Origin of the sequence: Polynucleobacter campilacus (assembly GCF_002206625.1) — a bacterium.
In the GTDB taxonomy this organism is placed as follows: Bacteria; Pseudomonadota; Gammaproteobacteria; order Burkholderiales; family Burkholderiaceae; genus Polynucleobacter; species Polynucleobacter campilacus.
On sequence record NZ_NGUP01000003.1, the window covers coordinates 55191 to 72023 of the forward strand.

The 16833-nt window shown below is 46.2% G+C and carries 15 protein-coding genes; 1 reads left to right on the forward strand and 14 read right to left on the reverse strand.

Going from position 1 to position 16833, the window contains the following annotated elements; all coding sequences use genetic code 11:
• Positions 1-6: 6 nt before the first annotated feature.
• Both CBI31_RS03700 and CBI31_RS03705 read right to left on the reverse strand, forming a co-directional pair.
• Positions 7-984, reverse strand: coding sequence for a Bug family tripartite tricarboxylate transporter substrate binding protein (locus CBI31_RS03700; RefSeq protein ID WP_088525087.1), 978 nt, complete (start codon positions 982-984; stop codon positions 7-9).
• Between the two features lie 44 nt (positions 985-1028).
• Positions 1029-2150, reverse strand: coding sequence for an NADH:flavin oxidoreductase/NADH oxidase (locus tag CBI31_RS03705; protein WP_088525088.1), 1122 nt, complete (start codon positions 2148-2150; stop codon positions 1029-1031).
• A gap of 154 nt (positions 2151-2304) precedes the next feature.
• On the opposite strand from CBI31_RS03705, the gene CBI31_RS03710 reads away from it, so the two are divergent.
• Positions 2305-3825, forward strand: coding sequence for a CoA-acylating methylmalonate-semialdehyde dehydrogenase (locus CBI31_RS03710; protein ID WP_088525089.1), 1521 nt, complete (start codon positions 2305-2307; stop codon positions 3823-3825).
• Positions 3826-3904: 79 nt separating this feature from the next.
• Here CBI31_RS03710 and CBI31_RS03715 read toward each other — a convergent pair whose 3' ends face one another.
• From CBI31_RS03715 to nuoE, 12 genes are all read right to left on the reverse strand, one after another.
• Positions 3905-4399, reverse strand: coding sequence for a DUF1178 family protein (locus CBI31_RS03715; RefSeq protein ID WP_088525090.1), 495 nt, complete (start codon positions 4397-4399; stop codon positions 3905-3907).
• 65 nt (positions 4400-4464) lie between these two features.
• Positions 4465-5064: an NUDIX domain-containing protein gene (locus tag CBI31_RS03720; protein WP_088525091.1), complete on the reverse strand. Its 600-nt coding sequence runs from the start codon at positions 5062-5064 to the stop codon at positions 4465-4467.
• Between the two features lie 14 nt (positions 5065-5078).
• On the reverse strand, positions 5079-6578 hold the full coding sequence (gene nuoN / locus CBI31_RS03725) for an NADH-quinone oxidoreductase subunit NuoN (RefSeq protein WP_088525092.1): 1500 nt from the start codon (positions 6576-6578) through the stop codon (positions 5079-5081).
• A 10-nt stretch (positions 6579-6588) separates the two neighbouring features.
• The gene (locus tag CBI31_RS03730; RefSeq protein WP_088525093.1) at positions 6589-8055 is read right to left on the reverse strand and encodes an NADH-quinone oxidoreductase subunit M; all 1467 of its coding nucleotides are present in this window, start codon (positions 8053-8055) and stop codon (positions 6589-6591) included.
• 9 nt (positions 8056-8064) lie between these two features.
• Positions 8065-10116, reverse strand: a complete 2052-nt coding sequence (gene nuoL / locus CBI31_RS03735; RefSeq protein WP_088525094.1) for an NADH-quinone oxidoreductase subunit L — start codon at positions 10114-10116, stop codon at positions 8065-8067.
• Between the two features lie 2 nt (positions 10117-10118).
• Entirely contained in the window at positions 10119-10427 is a 309-nt protein-coding gene (gene nuoK / locus CBI31_RS03740) for an NADH-quinone oxidoreductase subunit NuoK (RefSeq protein ID WP_088525095.1), read from the reverse strand.
• A complete protein-coding gene (locus tag CBI31_RS03745) occupies positions 10424-11071 on the reverse strand; it encodes an NADH-quinone oxidoreductase subunit J (protein WP_088525096.1) in 648 nt (215 codons plus the stop codon). The genes nuoK and CBI31_RS03745 overlap by 4 nt, the downstream gene beginning before the upstream one ends.
• A 21-nt stretch (positions 11072-11092) precedes the next feature.
• A complete protein-coding gene (gene nuoI, locus CBI31_RS03750; protein WP_088525097.1) occupies positions 11093-11584 on the reverse strand; it encodes an NADH-quinone oxidoreductase subunit NuoI in 492 nt (163 codons plus the stop codon).
• 11 nt (positions 11585-11595) lie between these two features.
• On the reverse strand, positions 11596-12669 hold the full coding sequence (nuoH, locus tag CBI31_RS03755) for an NADH-quinone oxidoreductase subunit NuoH (RefSeq protein ID WP_088525098.1): 1074 nt from the start codon (positions 12667-12669) through the stop codon (positions 11596-11598).
• 8 nt (positions 12670-12677) lie between these two features.
• Positions 12678-14993, reverse strand: coding sequence for an NADH-quinone oxidoreductase subunit NuoG (nuoG, locus tag CBI31_RS03760; protein WP_088525099.1), 2316 nt, complete (start codon positions 14991-14993; stop codon positions 12678-12680).
• Between the two features lie 30 nt (positions 14994-15023).
• Positions 15024-16322 (reverse strand): NADH-quinone oxidoreductase subunit NuoF, encoded by a 1299-nt coding sequence (nuoF, locus tag CBI31_RS03765; RefSeq protein ID WP_088525100.1) that lies wholly within the window; start codon positions 16320-16322, stop codon positions 15024-15026.
• On the reverse strand, positions 16319-16825 hold the full coding sequence (gene nuoE / locus CBI31_RS03770; protein ID WP_088525101.1) for an NADH-quinone oxidoreductase subunit NuoE: 507 nt from the start codon (positions 16823-16825) through the stop codon (positions 16319-16321). The genes nuoF and nuoE overlap by 4 nt, the downstream gene beginning before the upstream one ends.
• Between the last annotated feature and the right edge of the window lie 8 nt (positions 16826-16833).

The window sequence follows — 16833 nt, forward strand, 5'->3', positions numbered from 1 at the left end:
GCATATTTAATCTAGAGTGATGTTGGCAGACTTGATTGCCTTATTCCAATATGGGAGCTCTTTCTTAACCAAGGCATCAGTTGCAGCAGGCGTTAGATAACGCAACTCTACGCCAGCAGCATCAGCGCGCTCTTTCACTTCAGGCAATGCCAAACTCTTTTTAACTGAGTCTGTTAACTTGGCAACGACTGGAGCAGGCGTTCCTGCAGGGGCAAACAAACCTACCCAAGACTCTAGCTGGAAGGAAGGCAATCCGGCCTCGGCAGTAGTTGGAACGTTAGGCATCCCTGGGTGACGGCTCTTGCCAGTGACTGCCAAACCTTTGAGCTTGCCACTTTGAACATGTTGCATCAGTGATGGCGGAGTACTGATAAAGACCTGCACTTGTCCAGCAAGAACGTCCTGAATGGCGGGGCCAGATCCCTTGTACGGCACGTGGACCATTTCAATACCGGTAGATTGCTTGAACATTTCAGTACCGATATGGGAGACTGAACCATTGCCTTGTGAAGCGTAATTTAACTTACCAGGATTGGCTTTTGCATAGGCAATAAATTCTTTTAAGTTGTTAACCGGTACTGAAGGATGGACTGCAATCACATTAGTAGAAATAGTCAACAGCGCAATTGGTGAAAAATCTTTCACAGGATCCCAAGCAAGCTTATCCATCAAAGCAGGATTGCCTACGTGATAACCAGAATATGAAATCAATAAGGTGTATCCATCAGGCTTAGCGTTTGCTACAAATTGATAGGCAATATTTCCGCTAGCTCCAGGTTTGTTATCCACAATCACCGTTTGACCAATGACTCTTGTGAGTGGCTCGCTCAGGAGACGCGCAGAAGTATCGACCAAACCTCCTGGAGGATTAGGCACGACTAAGGTAATGCTCCGGTCCGGAAAGGCTTGTGCGCTGGCAAGCTGAGCAACTGCAGTAAGGGCAAGCGTGGCTACTAATTTACGGGCTATGTGCATTCTGGTCATCATGGTCTCCTCATCTTCAATGCTTATTTATTAATTTCTGCATTTTATCGCTGCCCTACTTTAACGCTTCCGAATACAGCTTGAGCCTCTCTAGGCAAACAACGCCAATAGCGCTCGTTGGCAGTAACTGTAGCGCCTAGGGCAGCAGCGGCCTCCCATCCCCAGCGGGGTTTGTATAAGAAGGCTCTCGCTAAGGCAATCAAGTCTGCATCACCGTCTTGCAAGATCGCTTCGGCTTCATGTGGATCGGTAATTAAACCTACTGTCATCGTTGGTAGGCCGGATTGTTCTTTGACAATCTTAGCAAATGGCACTTGGTATCGCGGTCCAAGAGCAATCTTTTGCTTCGGAGAAATTCCACCGGAAGAGATATGTACAAAATTACAACCCAAAGGCTTTAATTGTTTTGCAAAATCAGCTGTCTCCTGTGGTGTCCAACCGCCCTCAATCCAATCACTTGCAGATATCCGAATACCCAGAACACCTGAATAAGCAGCCCGAACTGCTGTAAACAACTCCAATGGAAAGCGAATTCGGTTTTCAAATGAACCGCCGTACTCATCTTGTCGCTGATTAGCAATCGGAGATAAAAACTGATGCAGTAGATAGCCGTGAGCACCATGCAATTCAATACCATCCACTCCAATACGGTCAGCCCGCTTTGCTGAATTCACAAAATCTTCAATCATTTGTTTGAGTTCTGCTTTTGATAACTCATGTGGCAACCGTTCGCCTTCAAGTTGAGAGATGGCTGAGGGTGCGAGCATTTCCCAGCCGCCTTGGTCTGCAGATAAAAGTTGACCACCATCCCAGGGGGTGGCACTTGATGCTTTACGTCCAGCATGGGCTAATTGAATAAATACCGGAGTAGCCGGTGCTAATTTACGAGCACGACTTAATTTGTCTTGCAGGGCAGCTTCTGTGCGGTCATCCCATAGACCCAAGCAAGCAGGAGTAATACGCCCTTCTGCAGTCACACCAGTGGCCTCAATGATGAATAAGGCCGCGCCACTATTGAGTAAATTACCCCAGTGCATTAAATGCCAGTCAGTTGCCTCACCATTACTGGCAGAGTATTGGCACATTGGGGCAACCACAATGCGATTCGCTAATTCCAATGGTCCGCGGGGTGAATGGAGGGTGTAGCTGGAGAACAAAAGACTCATGGGATGCCTTAAAAAGCTGAAAAATAGTCCAAAAATTACGGAAGTAAGTCTAAAGCGATAGAATACTCAAAAAGCAGAATAAACCAGAAACCAAGACCTGCAGCCCTAGCTCAGCTGGCTTCGATTACCCAAAAACCTATTAATAAATGAGACTATGAACGCACCCCAAGCCTTTGATTCAAAAGACGATATTGGCCACTATATTGGCGGCAAGCTGGTGAACCCCAAAGACGGTCGCTTTGCTGATGTGTACAACCCCGCTAAAGGCGCTGTCGCCCGACGCGTGGCATTAGCGAACCGCAAGGAAGTCGATGCTGCCGTAGCGGTTGCGCAAACCGCTTTTGAGAGCTGGGGTCAAACTAGTCCATTACGCCGTGCGCGCATATTGTTTAAGTATCTGGAGCTGCTCAATGCCAACCGTGATGCCCTAGCAGCCATCATTACTGCCGAACACGGCAAGGTATTTACTGATGCCCAAGGTGAAGTGACTCGGGGCATTGAAATTTTAGAATTTGCTACCGGCATCCCTGAATTACTCAAAGGTGATTACACCGAACAGGTTTCTACCGATATTGATAACTGGATCATGCGTCAACCTTTGGGTGTAGTGGCTGGCATAACGCCATTTAACTTCCCTGTCATGGTTCCGATGTGGATGTTCCCTGTGGCGATTGCCTGTGGCAATACTTTTATTCTCAAGCCTAGCCCAACCGATCCATCTGCTGCTTTATTGATGGCTAAGCTACTGAAAGAGGCAGGTCTTCCTGATGGCGTATTTAACGTGGTCCAGGGTGATAAAGAAGCTGTAGATGCCCTGATTGAGAATCCAGATGTGAAAGCCGTGAGTTTCGTTGGCTCAACGCCAATTGCCAATTACATTTATGAGCGTTGCGCTCACTTTGGTAAACGCTCTCAAGCTTTAGGTGGTGCTAAAAATCATATGGTCATCATGCCTGATGCAGATATGGATAAAGCGATTGATGCTCTGATTGGTGCTGCCTATGGATCTGCTGGTGAACGCTGTATGGCGATTTCAGTAGCAGTTTTGGTTGGTGATGCAGCTGACAAAATTATGCCAAAACTCATCGAACGCACCAAAACCTTGAAGGTTAAAAATGGTATGGAGCTAGATGCCGAAATGGGTCCTATCGTCACTAAGGCAGCCTTAGAGCGCATTACAGGCTATATCGAAAACGGCGTTGCTTCTGGTGCCAAGCTATTAGTAGATGGCCGCGGCTTAAAAGTTCCTGACAATGAGAATGGCTTCTTCATCGGTGGCACACTCTTTGATAACGTCAAACCCGATATGAAGATTTACCTTGAAGAAATCTTTGGCCCGGTGCTATCTTGCATGCGAGTAGCCAACTTTACGGATGCACTCAATTTAGTTAACTCCTGCGAGTTTGGCAACGGTGTTGCTTGCTTCACCAGCGATGGCAATATCGCCCGTGAGTTTGCTCGCCGCGTACAAGTGGGTATGGTTGGTATCAACGTACCTATTCCAGTACCAATGGCTTGGCATGGTTTTGGCGGCTGGAAGAAGTCGATCTTTGGCGATATGAATGCGTACGGCAAAGAAGGTGTGCGCTTCTACACCAAGCAAAAGAGTGTGATGCAGCGTTGGCCTGAAAGTATTGCCAAGGGTGCAGAGTTTGTGATGCCAACCTCTAAGTAAAGCGTTAGAGGCGGTATTAATAAAAATAGCGATCTACGGATCGCTATTTTTTTACTCTCAGCCTTATTCTTGCGAAGTATTACTGAAGTGTGTTTTTGAATGCGGGCATCATTGGCATTGCCAATACATCGATACCCTCTTCCCTCAAAGACTCTGCCTCATCTAAAGTGGTCTGGCCACGGATGCTACGTTCAGGAGATTCATTGTAGTGAATCTTTCTAGCCTCTTTAGCAAAAGAATTACCAACATCCTCAGATCGGCCCATCAGTTCACGCATACCCTTTAAAAAAGCTGCCTGGACTTGAGCTTCTAAATGGGAATGGTCTGGACTAGTCAAGGCCACAACATCACCACTCAAATGACCAGCGTCCGCTTTGGATACTGCTAATTCTGAAGATGAAGTCGATGAAGACTTAGCAATATGAGGAGCCGAAGGCATACGGGCAATATTGGTGTTATCGCATACAGGACAGGCGAGCATACCCTTGTCTTGCTGAGCAAGACAATCTGCTTCAGAGGCAAACCATCCCTCAAAGCGATGATCTAGGGGGCAAGCGAGGTTATAAACTTTCATAAAACCTATTTGGGGGCAAAAGTACTAAATTCAATAGCCCTATTTTAAGCGGGTTTGCTATATGCCTATTTAATTGGCTCTGGACTCACTAAACCGCGGCGGTAGCGGTCTAGCCAGTAGGCCGAGATAGTGGTTTTAACATCCGTAATTTCGCCTTCCTCCACCCAAGCAATGAGTTGCTCTAAGGGCGCTGCAAAGACATCTAGAAATTCTTCTTCATCCAAATGACTAGCACCAGGTACAAGACCTTCGGCTAAATAGATATCAATAAATTCTGTTGAATACGAAATCACTGGATGGATGCGGCGTATATAACTCCATTTTTTTGCCGTGTACCCTGTCTCTTCAGCAAGCTCACGTTGCGCACATAGCAGTGGATTTTCATTGGGATCCAATTTGCCTGCAGGAATTTCAATACAAGCCTTGGCAATGGGGTAGCGATATTGGCGCTCCAAGAGGACCCTACCATCATCTAGCAAAGCCACAATCGCAACAGCTCCCGGGTGAGTTAAGTACTCTCGTACTGCTTGTTGGCCATCAGGTAATGAAACCGTATCGCGTTTCATCTTCAAGAAAATGCCGCCGTAGATATCTTCACCAGCAATGCGCTCCTCACGCAAATGTTGATCACCACTAGGCAAATCTTTAAATGATTTTTCGGACATCTCTACCTAAGAATTTAGGAGCCTAATAAGGTACGGCGCATGGCGTCGAGACAAAGACTCATTAAGCCTGCAGGAACAATACCCAGCGCTAACACCAAAATACTATTTAAGCCCAAGATGCCTTTGGCAAAGCCAGAACCGCTAATGGTTGTCTCATGCACCGGTTGATCAAAATACATTACCTTGACGACACGCAAGTAATAGAAAGCGCCGATCAAGGATGCCATTACGGCGACGATAGCCAAGAAGGTATGACCGCCATCTACTAGCGCTTCTAGCACACCTAATTTAGCTGCAAAGCCTACTGTTGGCGGAATACCTGCCAAGGAGAACATCATTACTAGTCCAATAAAAGCAAACCATGGATGCTTTTGATTCAAACCTTTGAGGTCGTCTAAGGTCTCACAGTCATGCCCCTTGCGAGACAGAACCATAAGTAAGCCAAAGGTACCCAAGGTTGTTAATACATAAGTAATGACATAAAACATGGATGCGCTAAATGCATGATCATCAAATACAGATAGCAGGCCTAATAGAACGAAGCCCATTTGCGCAATCGCAGAATACGCCAACATACGCTTCAAATTGGTTTGCGCAATGGCCGTGACGTTGCCAAGAACTAAGGACAGGACTGCTAAGATCACCAGCATTGGCTGCCAATCACCCAAGAGCGGCAGCAAGGTGTTAACCAGCAGACGGAACAACAAGGCAAAAGCAGCAAGCTTAGGTGCTGCCGCAATCATCAGTGTTACTGCTGTTGGTGCGCCTTGATAGACATCTGGTACCCACATATGGAAAGGCACTACACCTAACTTAAATGCCAGGCCAGCAACAATGAACACTAAGCCAAAGGCCATCACCAGATGATTTACACGTGGATCGGCAACTACTTTGAAGATTTCGATAAGATCTAACGAGCCTGTTACGCCGTAAAGCATCGACATGCCATATAAGAAGAAACCTGAAGCCAAAGCACCTAAGATGAAATACTTAATTGCGGCCTCTACGCTCTTCTCGCTGTTATGGCTCATTGCTACGAGTGCGTAAGTTGGCAATGCCATTAACTCCAAGCCCAGATAAAGAGTTAACAAATTTGCCCCGGAGATCAAGACAAATTGACCAAGTAAGGCAAGCAAGGTCAAAACAATAAAGTCTGGGCGGAATAAGGCGCGATCTTTGAGGTATTGCTTGGAGTAAATCAAGCTGACCAAGACAGCACCGCATGAACAGGCTTTGAGTAAATTAGAAAAAGGGTCTGATTGAAATAAGCCATTCATCGCTAATAGCGCTGGATCTCCCATTCGGCCAATGAATGCCAAAATCAGATAGACCAAGAGAATGATCGTAAAGAAATAGACAAATCCAACTCCGCGGGGAGTATGGAAGATGTCCTGCTCTACACCTGGAGTAGATAGCACTCTCTCAGGCACATAAACGCTAGCCAGCAATAGCAAACAGGCTGCAACGAGCAGAACAAGTTCAGGCAGGATAGCGTATAGGTCGAATGCTTGCATTTGCTTTTACTCAGAGTTTGCTAACAGCTACATGCTGTAGCAGATTAATCACGGCAGGATGAATAATGTCTGTAAAGGGTTTTGGATAAACACCCATTCCGATTACACAAATGGACAATACTGCCATCAAGAAATATTCGCGGGCATTCAGGTCTTTTAGCTCCTCTACATGGGCATTGGTAATAGCGCCAAAGAATACGCGCTTGACCATCCACAAGGAATAGGAAGCCCCCAGAATCAAGGCTGTTGAAGCCAAGATGCCAATCACAAAGTCATAGTCCACTGCTGCAAGAATTACCATGAACTCACCAACAAATCCTGAAGTTGCTGGAAGGCCGCAGTTTGCCATTGCCATCAACACGGCAAAAGCAGTAAATGCAGGCATGCGATGCACTACTCCACCGTAATCAGCAATTTGGCGAGTATGCATACGGTCATAGAGCACGCCAATAGAAAGGAACATCGCACCAGCCACAAAGCCATGAGAAATCATTTGCACAATACCGCCCTCAATACCTAGAGGACTGAAGAGGAAGAAGCCGAGCGTTACAAAACCCATGTGGGCGACAGATGAATACGCCACCAGCTTTTTCATATCCTTCTGAACCAAGGCTACTGCACCTACATAAATCACCGCCACTAATGATAGGAAGATGATAAATGGGCCGAGATATTGGCTAGCATCTGGTGCAATCGGCAATGAGAAGCGCAAGAAACCATAGGCACCGAGTTTCAACATAATCGCTGCCAACACGACAGAACCACCGGTCGGCGCCTCTACGTGAACATCGGGCAACCAAGTATGCAATGGCCACATTGGTACCTTTACAGCAAACGCCATAAAGAACGCAAAGAACAGCAAAATTTGCTCAACGATATCGAGGCGCGCCTGTTGCCAAACCAAAATATCAAAGCTATTGGTCACGTTGTAGAGATAAAGCATGGCAACTAGAGTGAGCAAGGAGCCAAGCAAGGTGTACAGGAAGAACTTGAATGCTGCATAGATGCGGTTATGCCCACCCCAGACGCCAATGATGATGTACATCGGAATTAAGGTTGCCTCGAAAAAGACATAGAACAATAAGGCATCTAGCGCACAGAAAACACCAATCATTAATCCAGAAAGGATCATGAAAGAAGCCATATATTGCGAGACCTTGATCTCAATCACTTCCCACGCTGCTATCACTACAATAATATTGATGAAAGCTGTGAGAACAATAAACCAAACAGAGATTCCGTCAATACCTAAGAAATAGTTAATGTCGTAGCGCGGAATCCAACTTAATTTCTCAACAAACTGCATCCCAGGATTGGCAATATCAAACTGAATAATGAGAGGGAGAGTGGCAATGAAGCCAAGGATGGCGCCAATAAGGGCTAACCAGCGAACACCAGCAGATGGCTTCTCAGACCCAAATATCAAAATAATGAGTCCAAAAACAATCGGTGTCCAGATAGCGTAAGAAAGAATCATAATGGCGGCCTAGCGAACAAAAGGCAGATAAGCATACAAAACCCAAGCTAGCAACGCCGCTAAGCCTGCAATCATTGCAAAAGCGTAGTGATAAAGATAACCAGATTGCAAATGGCGAATAACTCCGGCAAAGCGCCCTACTGTGTACGCGCTGCCATTCACAAAGAAACCATCAATCACTTTCTGGTCGCCGCGATGCCACAGGAAACCACCGATCCAAATCAGACCCTTGGCAAAGACTACTTGGTTTAAGTCGTCAAGATAGTATTTGTTATCGAGCAATTTTTTGATGGGTGCTAGTGCTTGTGCAACCTTGGCAGGTAACTTAGGAGCCCAAAGGTAGCCAACCGCAGCTGTTAGTACGCCAAGAACTACCAACAGTAAGATTGGTGATGTGAATGCATGCATCGCCATTGCTACCGGACCATGGAACTCGTCTTCGAGCTCTTTCATAATTGGATGACGGAGAACATCGATAAAGATGGAGTCACCAAAGAAGGTGCCAAATAAGAGTGGCGTAATCGTATAAAAACCAATGATGACCGACGGAATCGCCAAGAGGATTAATGGCAAAGTTACCACCAATGGAGACTCATGGGGCTTTTCACCTGGCGCTAAACCGTGATGCGCATGGTCATCGCCCTGCTCTGCATGATGATCGTGCGCGTGTGAATCAGCATGACCCCAACGTGCTTTGCCATGAAATACCCAGAAGTAGAGGCGGAATGAATACAAAGCCGTTACAAAGACACTAGCCATCACTGCAAAGTAAGCAAAGCCTGCGCCAGGAATATGGCTGGCAGCAACGGCTTCAATAATAGAATCTTTTGAATAGAAACCAGAGAAGAATGGTGTACCGATCAAGGCCAAATTACCAAGCAACATCATGAGGCAAGTAATGGGCATGTATTTCCAGAGGCCACCCATCTTGCGCATATCTTGCTCGTGGTGCATACCGAGAATCACGCTACCGGCCGCCAGGAACAATAGGGCTTTAAAGAATGCATGGGTCATTAAATGAAAGATCGCCACTGGATAAGCAGAAACCCCCAGTGCTACGGTCATATAACCCAATTGAGACAGAGTTGAATATGCCACTACGCGCTTGATGTCATTTTGCACAATTCCCAAAAAGCCCATGAAGAGCGTCGTAATCGAGCCAATAATGAGGATAAAGCTCAAAGCCACATCAGAAAGCTCAAACAATGGTGACATCCGAGAAACCATAAAGATCCCTGCCGTAACCATCGTTGCCGCGTGAATCAATGCAGAAATTGGGGTTGGGCCTTCCATGGAGTCTGGCAACCAAACATGTAATGGGAACTGTGCTGATTTACCCATCGCACCAATGAATAAACAGATGCAAGCTACCGTCAATAAATTCCAGCTAGTTCCAGGCAATGTTTGTGCTGCTAAGGCAGTGTTCTGAGAAAAAATGACGTCATATTGCATTGAGCCAGTACTAGCTAGTAGCAAGCCAATGCCGAGAATAAAGCCGAAGTCACCAACACGATTAACCAAGAAGGCTTTCATATTGGCAAATACTGCAGACTGACGCTCGTAATAAAAGCCAATCAAGAGATAAGAAACTACACCCACCGCTTCCCATCCGAAGAAGAGTTGCAAAAGGTTATTACTCATCACCAACATCAACATGGCAAAAGTAAATAAAGAGATATAGGAGAAGAAGCGGTTGTAGCCTTCTTCCCCCTGCATATAGCCAATGGTGTAAATGTGAACCATGAGTGATACAAATGTCACTACACACATCATGGTCGCTGTTAATGGATCGATTAAGAAGCCAATATCTAAATTGAGTTCACCCAATTCCATCCAGCGGTATACGGTGCCATTAAAGTAGAAGCCATCCATCACCTGAACCAACACATTGCAGGACAGTGCAAATGCAATCGCTACACCCAAGATGGTGACAAATTGGCATGCCCCTTGACCAATACGGTTACCACCCAATTTAGTGCCAAAGAAGCCCGCAATCATGGAGCCAATCAATGGCGCGAGAGGAATCGCGCAAAGAACAGGAATAGTTAAGGTCAATTGCATGACTAGCCTTTTAGGTGGTCAAGATCATCGGCATCAATGGTGTCAACCTTACGGAAGAGCACAACCAAAATTGCCAAACCGATAGCTGCTTCCGCAGCTGCCACAGTCAAAATAAAGAATACAAATACTTGGCCCGCCATATCACTCAAGTAGTGGGAGAAAGCGATAAAGTTCATGTTCACAGAAAGAAGCATCAACTCAATTGCCATTAAAAGCACAATCACATTCTTGCGGTTCAGAAAAATGCCGATTACGCTAGTTGCAAACAAAATCGCACCAAGTACTAAGTAGTGGGCAAGAGTGATATTCATTTCTTCTCCCCTTTGGTGTCTTGCTTTGCACCCATATCTGAATCCATCTTAACTACACGCATACGGTCCGCTGCAACGACGTTGACTTGTTCATGAATATTCTGTGACTTGGAGTCTTTGCGGTTGCGTAAGGTCAAGGCAACCGCAGCAATAATCGCCACTAACAGAATGACGCCAGCAACTTCAAAGGCATAAACGTAGTCTACGAAAATTAATCTGCCTAATGCCAAAGTATTGTTTGCTGCAATCTCTTCTGGCATTGGTTGTACAGGAGCATTTGTACCGATAAAGCTGCGAATGATCACAATGGATAGCTCTAGAACAATCACAGTGCCCATCAAGAAAGCGACTGGCAAATATTTTCTGAAGTCGCGACGTAAATGCTCTAAATCAAGATCTAGCATCATCACTACGAAGATAAACAGAACCATCACAGCACCAACGTAAACCAAGATCAGCGCCAAACTGAGGAACTCGGCCTTGAGCAACATCCAAAGGCCTGAGGCGCAGAAGAAGGCCAACACCAAAAAGAGCGCAGCATGAACTGGGTTACGGGCTGTGATCACGCGTACCGCAGAAATCACCAGCAAGCCCGCAAATCCGTAGAAGAAGGCAGCAAATAATGTGGATGGATCAAATGTCATAGTAATGTGTGCTCTATCCGATTAGCGATAAGGTGCATCAGCTACACGGCTAGCGGCGATATCTTTTTCATACTTATCGCCTACTGCCAATAACATGTCTTTAGTGAAGTACAGATCTCCCCGCTTATCGCCAAAGTATTCAAAAATATTGGTTTCGACAATAGCGTCAACCGGACATGCTTCTTCACAGAAGCCACAGAAGATGCATTTTGTTAAGTCAATGTCATAACGGCTAGTACGACGTGTTCCATCTTCGCGCTCAGCCGTTTCAATGGTGATGGCATATGCAGGGCAAACAGCCTCACACAATTTACAGCCAATACAACGCTCTTCTCCGCTTTCATAGCGGCGCAAAGCGTGCAGGCCGCGGAAACGGGGTGACAAGGGCGTCTTCTCCTCGGGGTATTGCACAGTAATTTTTGGCTTAAATAGATAACGACCGGTTATAGACATACCAGTCAAGATGTCTTTAAGCATCAAGCTATCGAGAAATTGGGAAATTTTCTTAAACATAATTGATCAACTTATTTCCAAATATTCCATGGGGATACCACCCACGCGCCAACGACAACCACCCAGAATACGGAGATGGGAATGAAGATCTTCCAGCCCAAACGCATGATTTGGTCGTAGCGATAGCGCGGCAAAGTAGCCCTTAACCAAATAACGCAAGACAAGAGGAAGAAGGTCTTAGCAAATAACCAGAAGAAGCCAGGAATATCTCGCAAGATTGGGAAATCCACAATCGGCAACCAGCCGCCCAAGAACATAATGGAAGCTACTGCAGCAATCAGAATCATATTGGCGTACTCAGCCAAGAAGAACATGGCAAATGACATGCCGGAATACTCCACCATATGTCCTGCAACAATCTCTGACTCACCTTCAACCACATCGAATGGGTGACGATTTGTCTCCGCAACACCCGAGATAAAGTAAATCAGGAACATCGGCAGTAGTGGCAACCAATTCCAAGATAAGAAGTTCAATCCCATATCAGCAAAAACGCCCTGCTCTTGGGAAGCGACAATCGTACTCAAATTCAATGAACCTGAAGTTAATAAAACTGTAACCAAGGCAAATCCCATAGCAATCTCGTACGAGATCATCTGTGCTGATGCACGCATGGCACCTAAGAATGGATATTTAGAGTTAGAAGACCAGCCAGCCAGAATCACGCCATAAACGCTGATCGATGAAATCGCCATGATGTACAGCAAACCAGCATTAATATCTGCCAGCACCATTTTGGCCTGAAACGGAATGACCGCCCATGCAGCAAAGGCAGGCATGATCACCATGATCGGCGCAATAAAGAACAAAACCTTAGATGACTGAGCAGGAGAAATAATCTCCTTCATCAATAATTTCAGTGCATCAGCAATAGGCTGCAGTAGACCTAATGGACCAACACGATTTGGTCCTAGGCGTATATGCATCCAGCCAATTAACTTTCTTTCCCAAAGTGTTAAATAAGCCACGCAAGCAAACATCGGCAATACGATGATGACAATACGAACTAATGCCCAAACTAGTGGCCATAAAGAACCAAAGATGGCCTCGCCTTGAGTAGTAATGAGGTTCAAGAAATGATCCATTTCTGACCTTACGCCTTAGCAACCGTAATTGGGCCATTCATGGGCCCTAATTTCGCACTTGCCATGGTGCCCGCAGAAATCCTGACGGCGCCTGGTGCTAGATTGGCTTCTAATGTTGCAGGCATATCAACGGACTGGCCGCCTTGAGATACCCTCACCGCTTCACCCTCTTTGATGCCAAGCTCTGTGAATAGCTTTTGATTTAAACCAGCTTGATTGCCACGCTTTGCATCACGTGTTAATTGCAATGCTGATGAGCGGCGTACGATTTGGTCGCCCGCGTAGATATTCACATCCGCAATTCGCTCAAGACCACTGGTTGGAGTCGTGCTTCCATGGGTAATGGTATTACTTGTCGCCTTATTACTTAGGCGAGTGCAATAGCTTTCATCAAGAGCTTCACCCAGCACTTCTTCTGGCAAGTTGAACAAGAAACCATCAAGATCTAAGAGACTACCGAGGGCACGCAGCACTTTCCATGCTGGGCGGGAATCACCTAATGGCTTAACTGAAGGTTGAATAGTCTGCGCGCTACCTTCTGCATTCACAAAGGTGCCAACCGTTTCAGTAAAGGTGGAAATTGGCAGAATGACATCAGCCACTTCAAGTAAATCAGCGCTCTTGTAAGCACTCAATGCAATGACTGTATTCGCTTTTGCGAGGGCAGCGCGCGCTTGAAGAGGATTAGGTAAGTCTGCATCTGGTTCGATATTCATCAGCAGTACCGCTTTGCGATCACCAGAAAGAATCGATTCAACACCTACACCATTGGCATTGACTAATGAAGCACCAACAGCATTACCACCTACTGGCAAGAAGCCTAAAGTGGCGCCAGTTTGCTCCGTAATAAATTGCGCCAATACATGCAAGTCAGATGCATGAGGATGTGCAATAGCTGCGGAACCTAGGAGTACCGCTTTTGCAGAACCAGAAATTAAACTGTCAGCAATCTTCTGTGCTGCCGGAAAGACCGATAAATTGGCTACTCCAGCAGGAGCAGTAAGCGATTTTGCTTTCGCAACTGCTAAAGCAACTTCACTCAGGCTATTGAGCCATGAACTGGGGGCGGACGAGATGCCACTGCTGGAGATTAACCAATCATCGCCACCAGCATCAATCCGCATCACTTGTAACCCACGCTTTGAAGCTGTACGAATACGCGCTGCAATAATGGGTTGATCCTTACGTAAGAAGCTTCCAATAATCAAGGCGCGGTCTAACTCGCTCAATTTTGCAATTGGCATACCTAGCCACGGTGCAGTTGCGGCAGCCTTTACATCTGCTTGACGCAGACGGGTTTCTACTTGAGTAGAACCCAAGCCACGAACCATTTTTTGCAAGAGATGCAATTCTTCAGCACTAGAAATTGGATGGGCTAATGCACCAATCGACTCTGGACCACTTTGGGCAGCGATCGTCTTGAGTGAATGGGTCACATAATCAAGCGCTGACTGCCAATCGGTTTCAAGCCATTGACCACCCTGCTTCACCATGGGTGTAGTCACACGATCTGCGCTATTTAAACCTTCATAGGAAAAACGATCACGATCGCTAATCCAGCATTCATTAATCGCTTCATTTTCTAAAGCCACCACACGCATGACTTTGTTGTCTTTAGTTTGTACGGTGGTATTTGCACCCAAGCTATCGTGTGGACTTACAGAACGCTTACGCCCTAATTCCCAAGTACGCGCTGCATAACGGAAAGGCTTGCTAGTCAATGCGCCAACCGGGCATATATCAATCATGTTTCCAGAAAGCTCTGAATCCACTGTTTGACCTACGAAGGTAGTAATTTCTGAATGCTCGCCACGGTTGATCATGCCCAATTCCATGACGCCAGCCACCTCTTGCCCGAAACGAACGCAGCGGGTGCAATGAATACAACGGGACATCTCTTGCATCGAGATCAATGGGCCTACATTCTTATGAAAGATAACACGCTTCTCTTCGTCATAGCGTGAGTTTGACTTGCCATAGCCAACAGCCAAGTCTTGTAGCTGACACTCACCACCCTGGTCGCAAATTGGGCAATCCAATGGGTGATTAATTAACAAGAATTCCATTACAGAGCGTTGCGCCTCGACTGCTTTTGCAGAATGGGTAAACACTTTCATGCCTTGAGTGACTGGTGTAGCACAAGCAGGTAATGGTTTTGGTGCCTTCTCCACCTCAACCAAGCACATACGGCAGTTAGCAGCAATAGATAATTTCTTGTGATAGCAGAAGTGAGGAACGTAAGTGCCTAGCTTATTCGCGGCGTGCATCACCATCGAACCTTGCGGAACTTCTACCGTCTTGCCATCTAATTCGATTTCTACCATGCTCACTTAAAAATATCCCGGCTCAATAGCTTATAAAGGTTGTGCAGAATCTAAGCAGCGCTTATGTTCTACGTGATACGCAAATTCATTCATGTAATGCTTCAACATGCCACGCACTGGCATTGCAGCAGCGTCACCTAAAGCGCAGATCGTGCGCCCCTGAATATTGGCTGCTACATCATTCAGTAAATCTAAATCTTCAGGGCGTCCTTGACCATGTTCAATGCGATGCACAATACGATACAACCAGCCTGTACCCTCACGACATGGAGTGCACTGACCACAAGATTCTTCATGATAGAAGTAAGATAAACGCTCTAAAGCCCTTACCATGCAACGGGTTTCATTCATCACGATCACTGCACCAGATCCCAACATGGAACCTGCTTTAGCGATGCTGTCGTAATCCATTGTTAGATCCATCATTTGCGCACCAGGAATCACGGGGGCTGAAGATCCACCAGGAATCACTGCTTTTAATGCCTTACCATCGCGCAAACCACCAGCAAGCTTTAGTAAATCAGCAAACGGCGTGCCCAATGGAACCTCGTAATTACCTGGATGAACTACGTCACCAGATACCGAGAAAATTTTAGTGCCGCCATTGTTGGGTTTGCCCAGATCTAAATAGGCTTGACCGCCTATTGCTAAGACAAATGGCACAGCTGCAAATGTTTCAGTGTTATTAATAGTGGTTGGCTTGCCATACAAACCAAAGCTAGCCGGAAACGGTGGTTTAAAACGGGGCTGGCCTTTTTTACCTTCGAGAGACTCTAGTAAAGCAGTTTCTTCGCCACAGATATAAGCACCCCAACCTGGTGTGGCATGCAACTGAAAGGAGAAATCACTTCCCAGAATCTTGTCACCCAAATAACCTGCAGCACGCGCTTCTTCCAATGCCTCTTCGAAGCGTGAATATACATCCCAGATCTCGCCATGAATGTAGTTGTACCCAACCGTAATGCCCATGGTGTATGCACCAATAATCATGCCCTCGATCAACGCATGTGGGTTGTAGCGCATGATGTCGCGGTCTTTAAAAGTACCAGGCTCACCTTCATCGCTGTTACAAACTAAATATTTTTGCCCCGGGAATTGACGTGGCATAAAACTCCACTTCAGCCCTGTTGGGAAACCTGCACCACCGCGACCACGCAATGATGAGGCCTTTAATTCAGTAATGATGGCATCTGGTGCAACCTTGTCATTTAATAAACGACGCAACTGCTGATAACCACCACGACTCTCGTAATCTTTTAAACGCCAGTTATTGCCGTTTAATCCTGCCAGGATCAAAGGCTTAATGTGGCGGTCGTGCAAGCTGGTCATGCTGCTTTCCCTTCTGCACGAAGTTCACTTAATAGTGAGTCAATTCTTTCTTTGCTCATAAAGCTGCACATGCGCTTGTCATTCACTAACATGACTGGTGAATCGCCACAAGCACCCATACATTCACCCTCTTTGAGAGTAAAAGTGCCACAAGGGGTAGTTTCGTTAAAGCCGATCCCTAGGGTATCTTTAAGATGATTTGCTGCAGTTTGGCCATGCGTTAATTGGCAAGGTAAATTGGTACAGATGACCAACTTGTATTTACCAATCGGCTTGGTGTTGTACATATTGTAGAAAGTAGCCACCTCATCTACCGCGATCATTGGCATCTCAAGGATTTGCGCAACAGTAGCGATAACTTCTGGCGACACCCAACCTACTTCAGTTTGAGCGGCAATCAAAGCAGCCATCACAGCAGATTGTTTTTGCTCTGGAGGATATTTGGCGACATTGCGGGCAATATCTGCCAGTGTTTTATCAGATAGTTGGAGAGTAGTTGTCATGAATAATC

Bases quoted from the DNA above. Each gene is read 5' to 3' on its own strand.
- CBI31_RS03700 (WP_088525087.1), bottom strand. From the start codon at position 984: ATGACCAGAATGCACATAGCCCGTAAATTAGTAGCCACGCTTGCCCTT.
- CBI31_RS03705 (WP_088525088.1), bottom strand. From the start codon at position 2,150: ATGAGTCTTTTGTTCTCCAGCTACACCCTCCATTCACCCCGCGGACCA.
- CBI31_RS03710 (WP_088525089.1), top strand. From the start codon at position 2,305: ATGAACGCACCCCAAGCCTTTGATTCAAAAGACGATATTGGCCACTAT.
- CBI31_RS03715 (WP_088525090.1), bottom strand. From the start codon at position 4,399: ATGAAAGTTTATAACCTCGCTTGCCCCCTAGATCATCGCTTTGAGGGA.
- CBI31_RS03720 (WP_088525091.1), bottom strand. From the start codon at position 5,064: ATGTCCGAAAAATCATTTAAAGATTTGCCTAGTGGTGATCAACATTTG.
- nuoN (WP_088525092.1), bottom strand. From the start codon at position 6,578: ATGCAAGCATTCGACCTATACGCTATCCTGCCTGAACTTGTTCTGCTC.
- CBI31_RS03730 (WP_088525093.1), bottom strand. From the start codon at position 8,055: ATGATTCTTTCTTACGCTATCTGGACACCGATTGTTTTTGGACTCATT.
- nuoL (WP_088525094.1), bottom strand. From the start codon at position 10,116: ATGCAATTGACCTTAACTATTCCTGTTCTTTGCGCGATTCCTCTCGCG.
- nuoK (WP_088525095.1), bottom strand. From the start codon at position 10,427: ATGAATATCACTCTTGCCCACTACTTAGTACTTGGTGCGATTTTGTTT.
- CBI31_RS03745 (WP_088525096.1), bottom strand. From the start codon at position 11,071: ATGACATTTGATCCATCCACATTATTTGCTGCCTTCTTCTACGGATTT.
- nuoI (WP_088525097.1), bottom strand. From the start codon at position 11,584: ATGTTTAAGAAAATTTCCCAATTTCTCGATAGCTTGATGCTTAAAGAC.
- nuoH (WP_088525098.1), bottom strand. From the start codon at position 12,669: ATGGATCATTTCTTGAACCTCATTACTACTCAAGGCGAGGCCATCTTT.
- nuoG (WP_088525099.1), bottom strand. From the start codon at position 14,993: ATGGTAGAAATCGAATTAGATGGCAAGACGGTAGAAGTTCCGCAAGGT.
- nuoF (WP_088525100.1), bottom strand. From the start codon at position 16,322: ATGACCAGCTTGCACGACCGCCACATTAAGCCTTTGATCCTGGCAGGA.
- nuoE (WP_088525101.1), bottom strand. From the start codon at position 16,825: ATGACAACTACTCTCCAACTATCTGATAAAACACTGGCAGATATTGCC.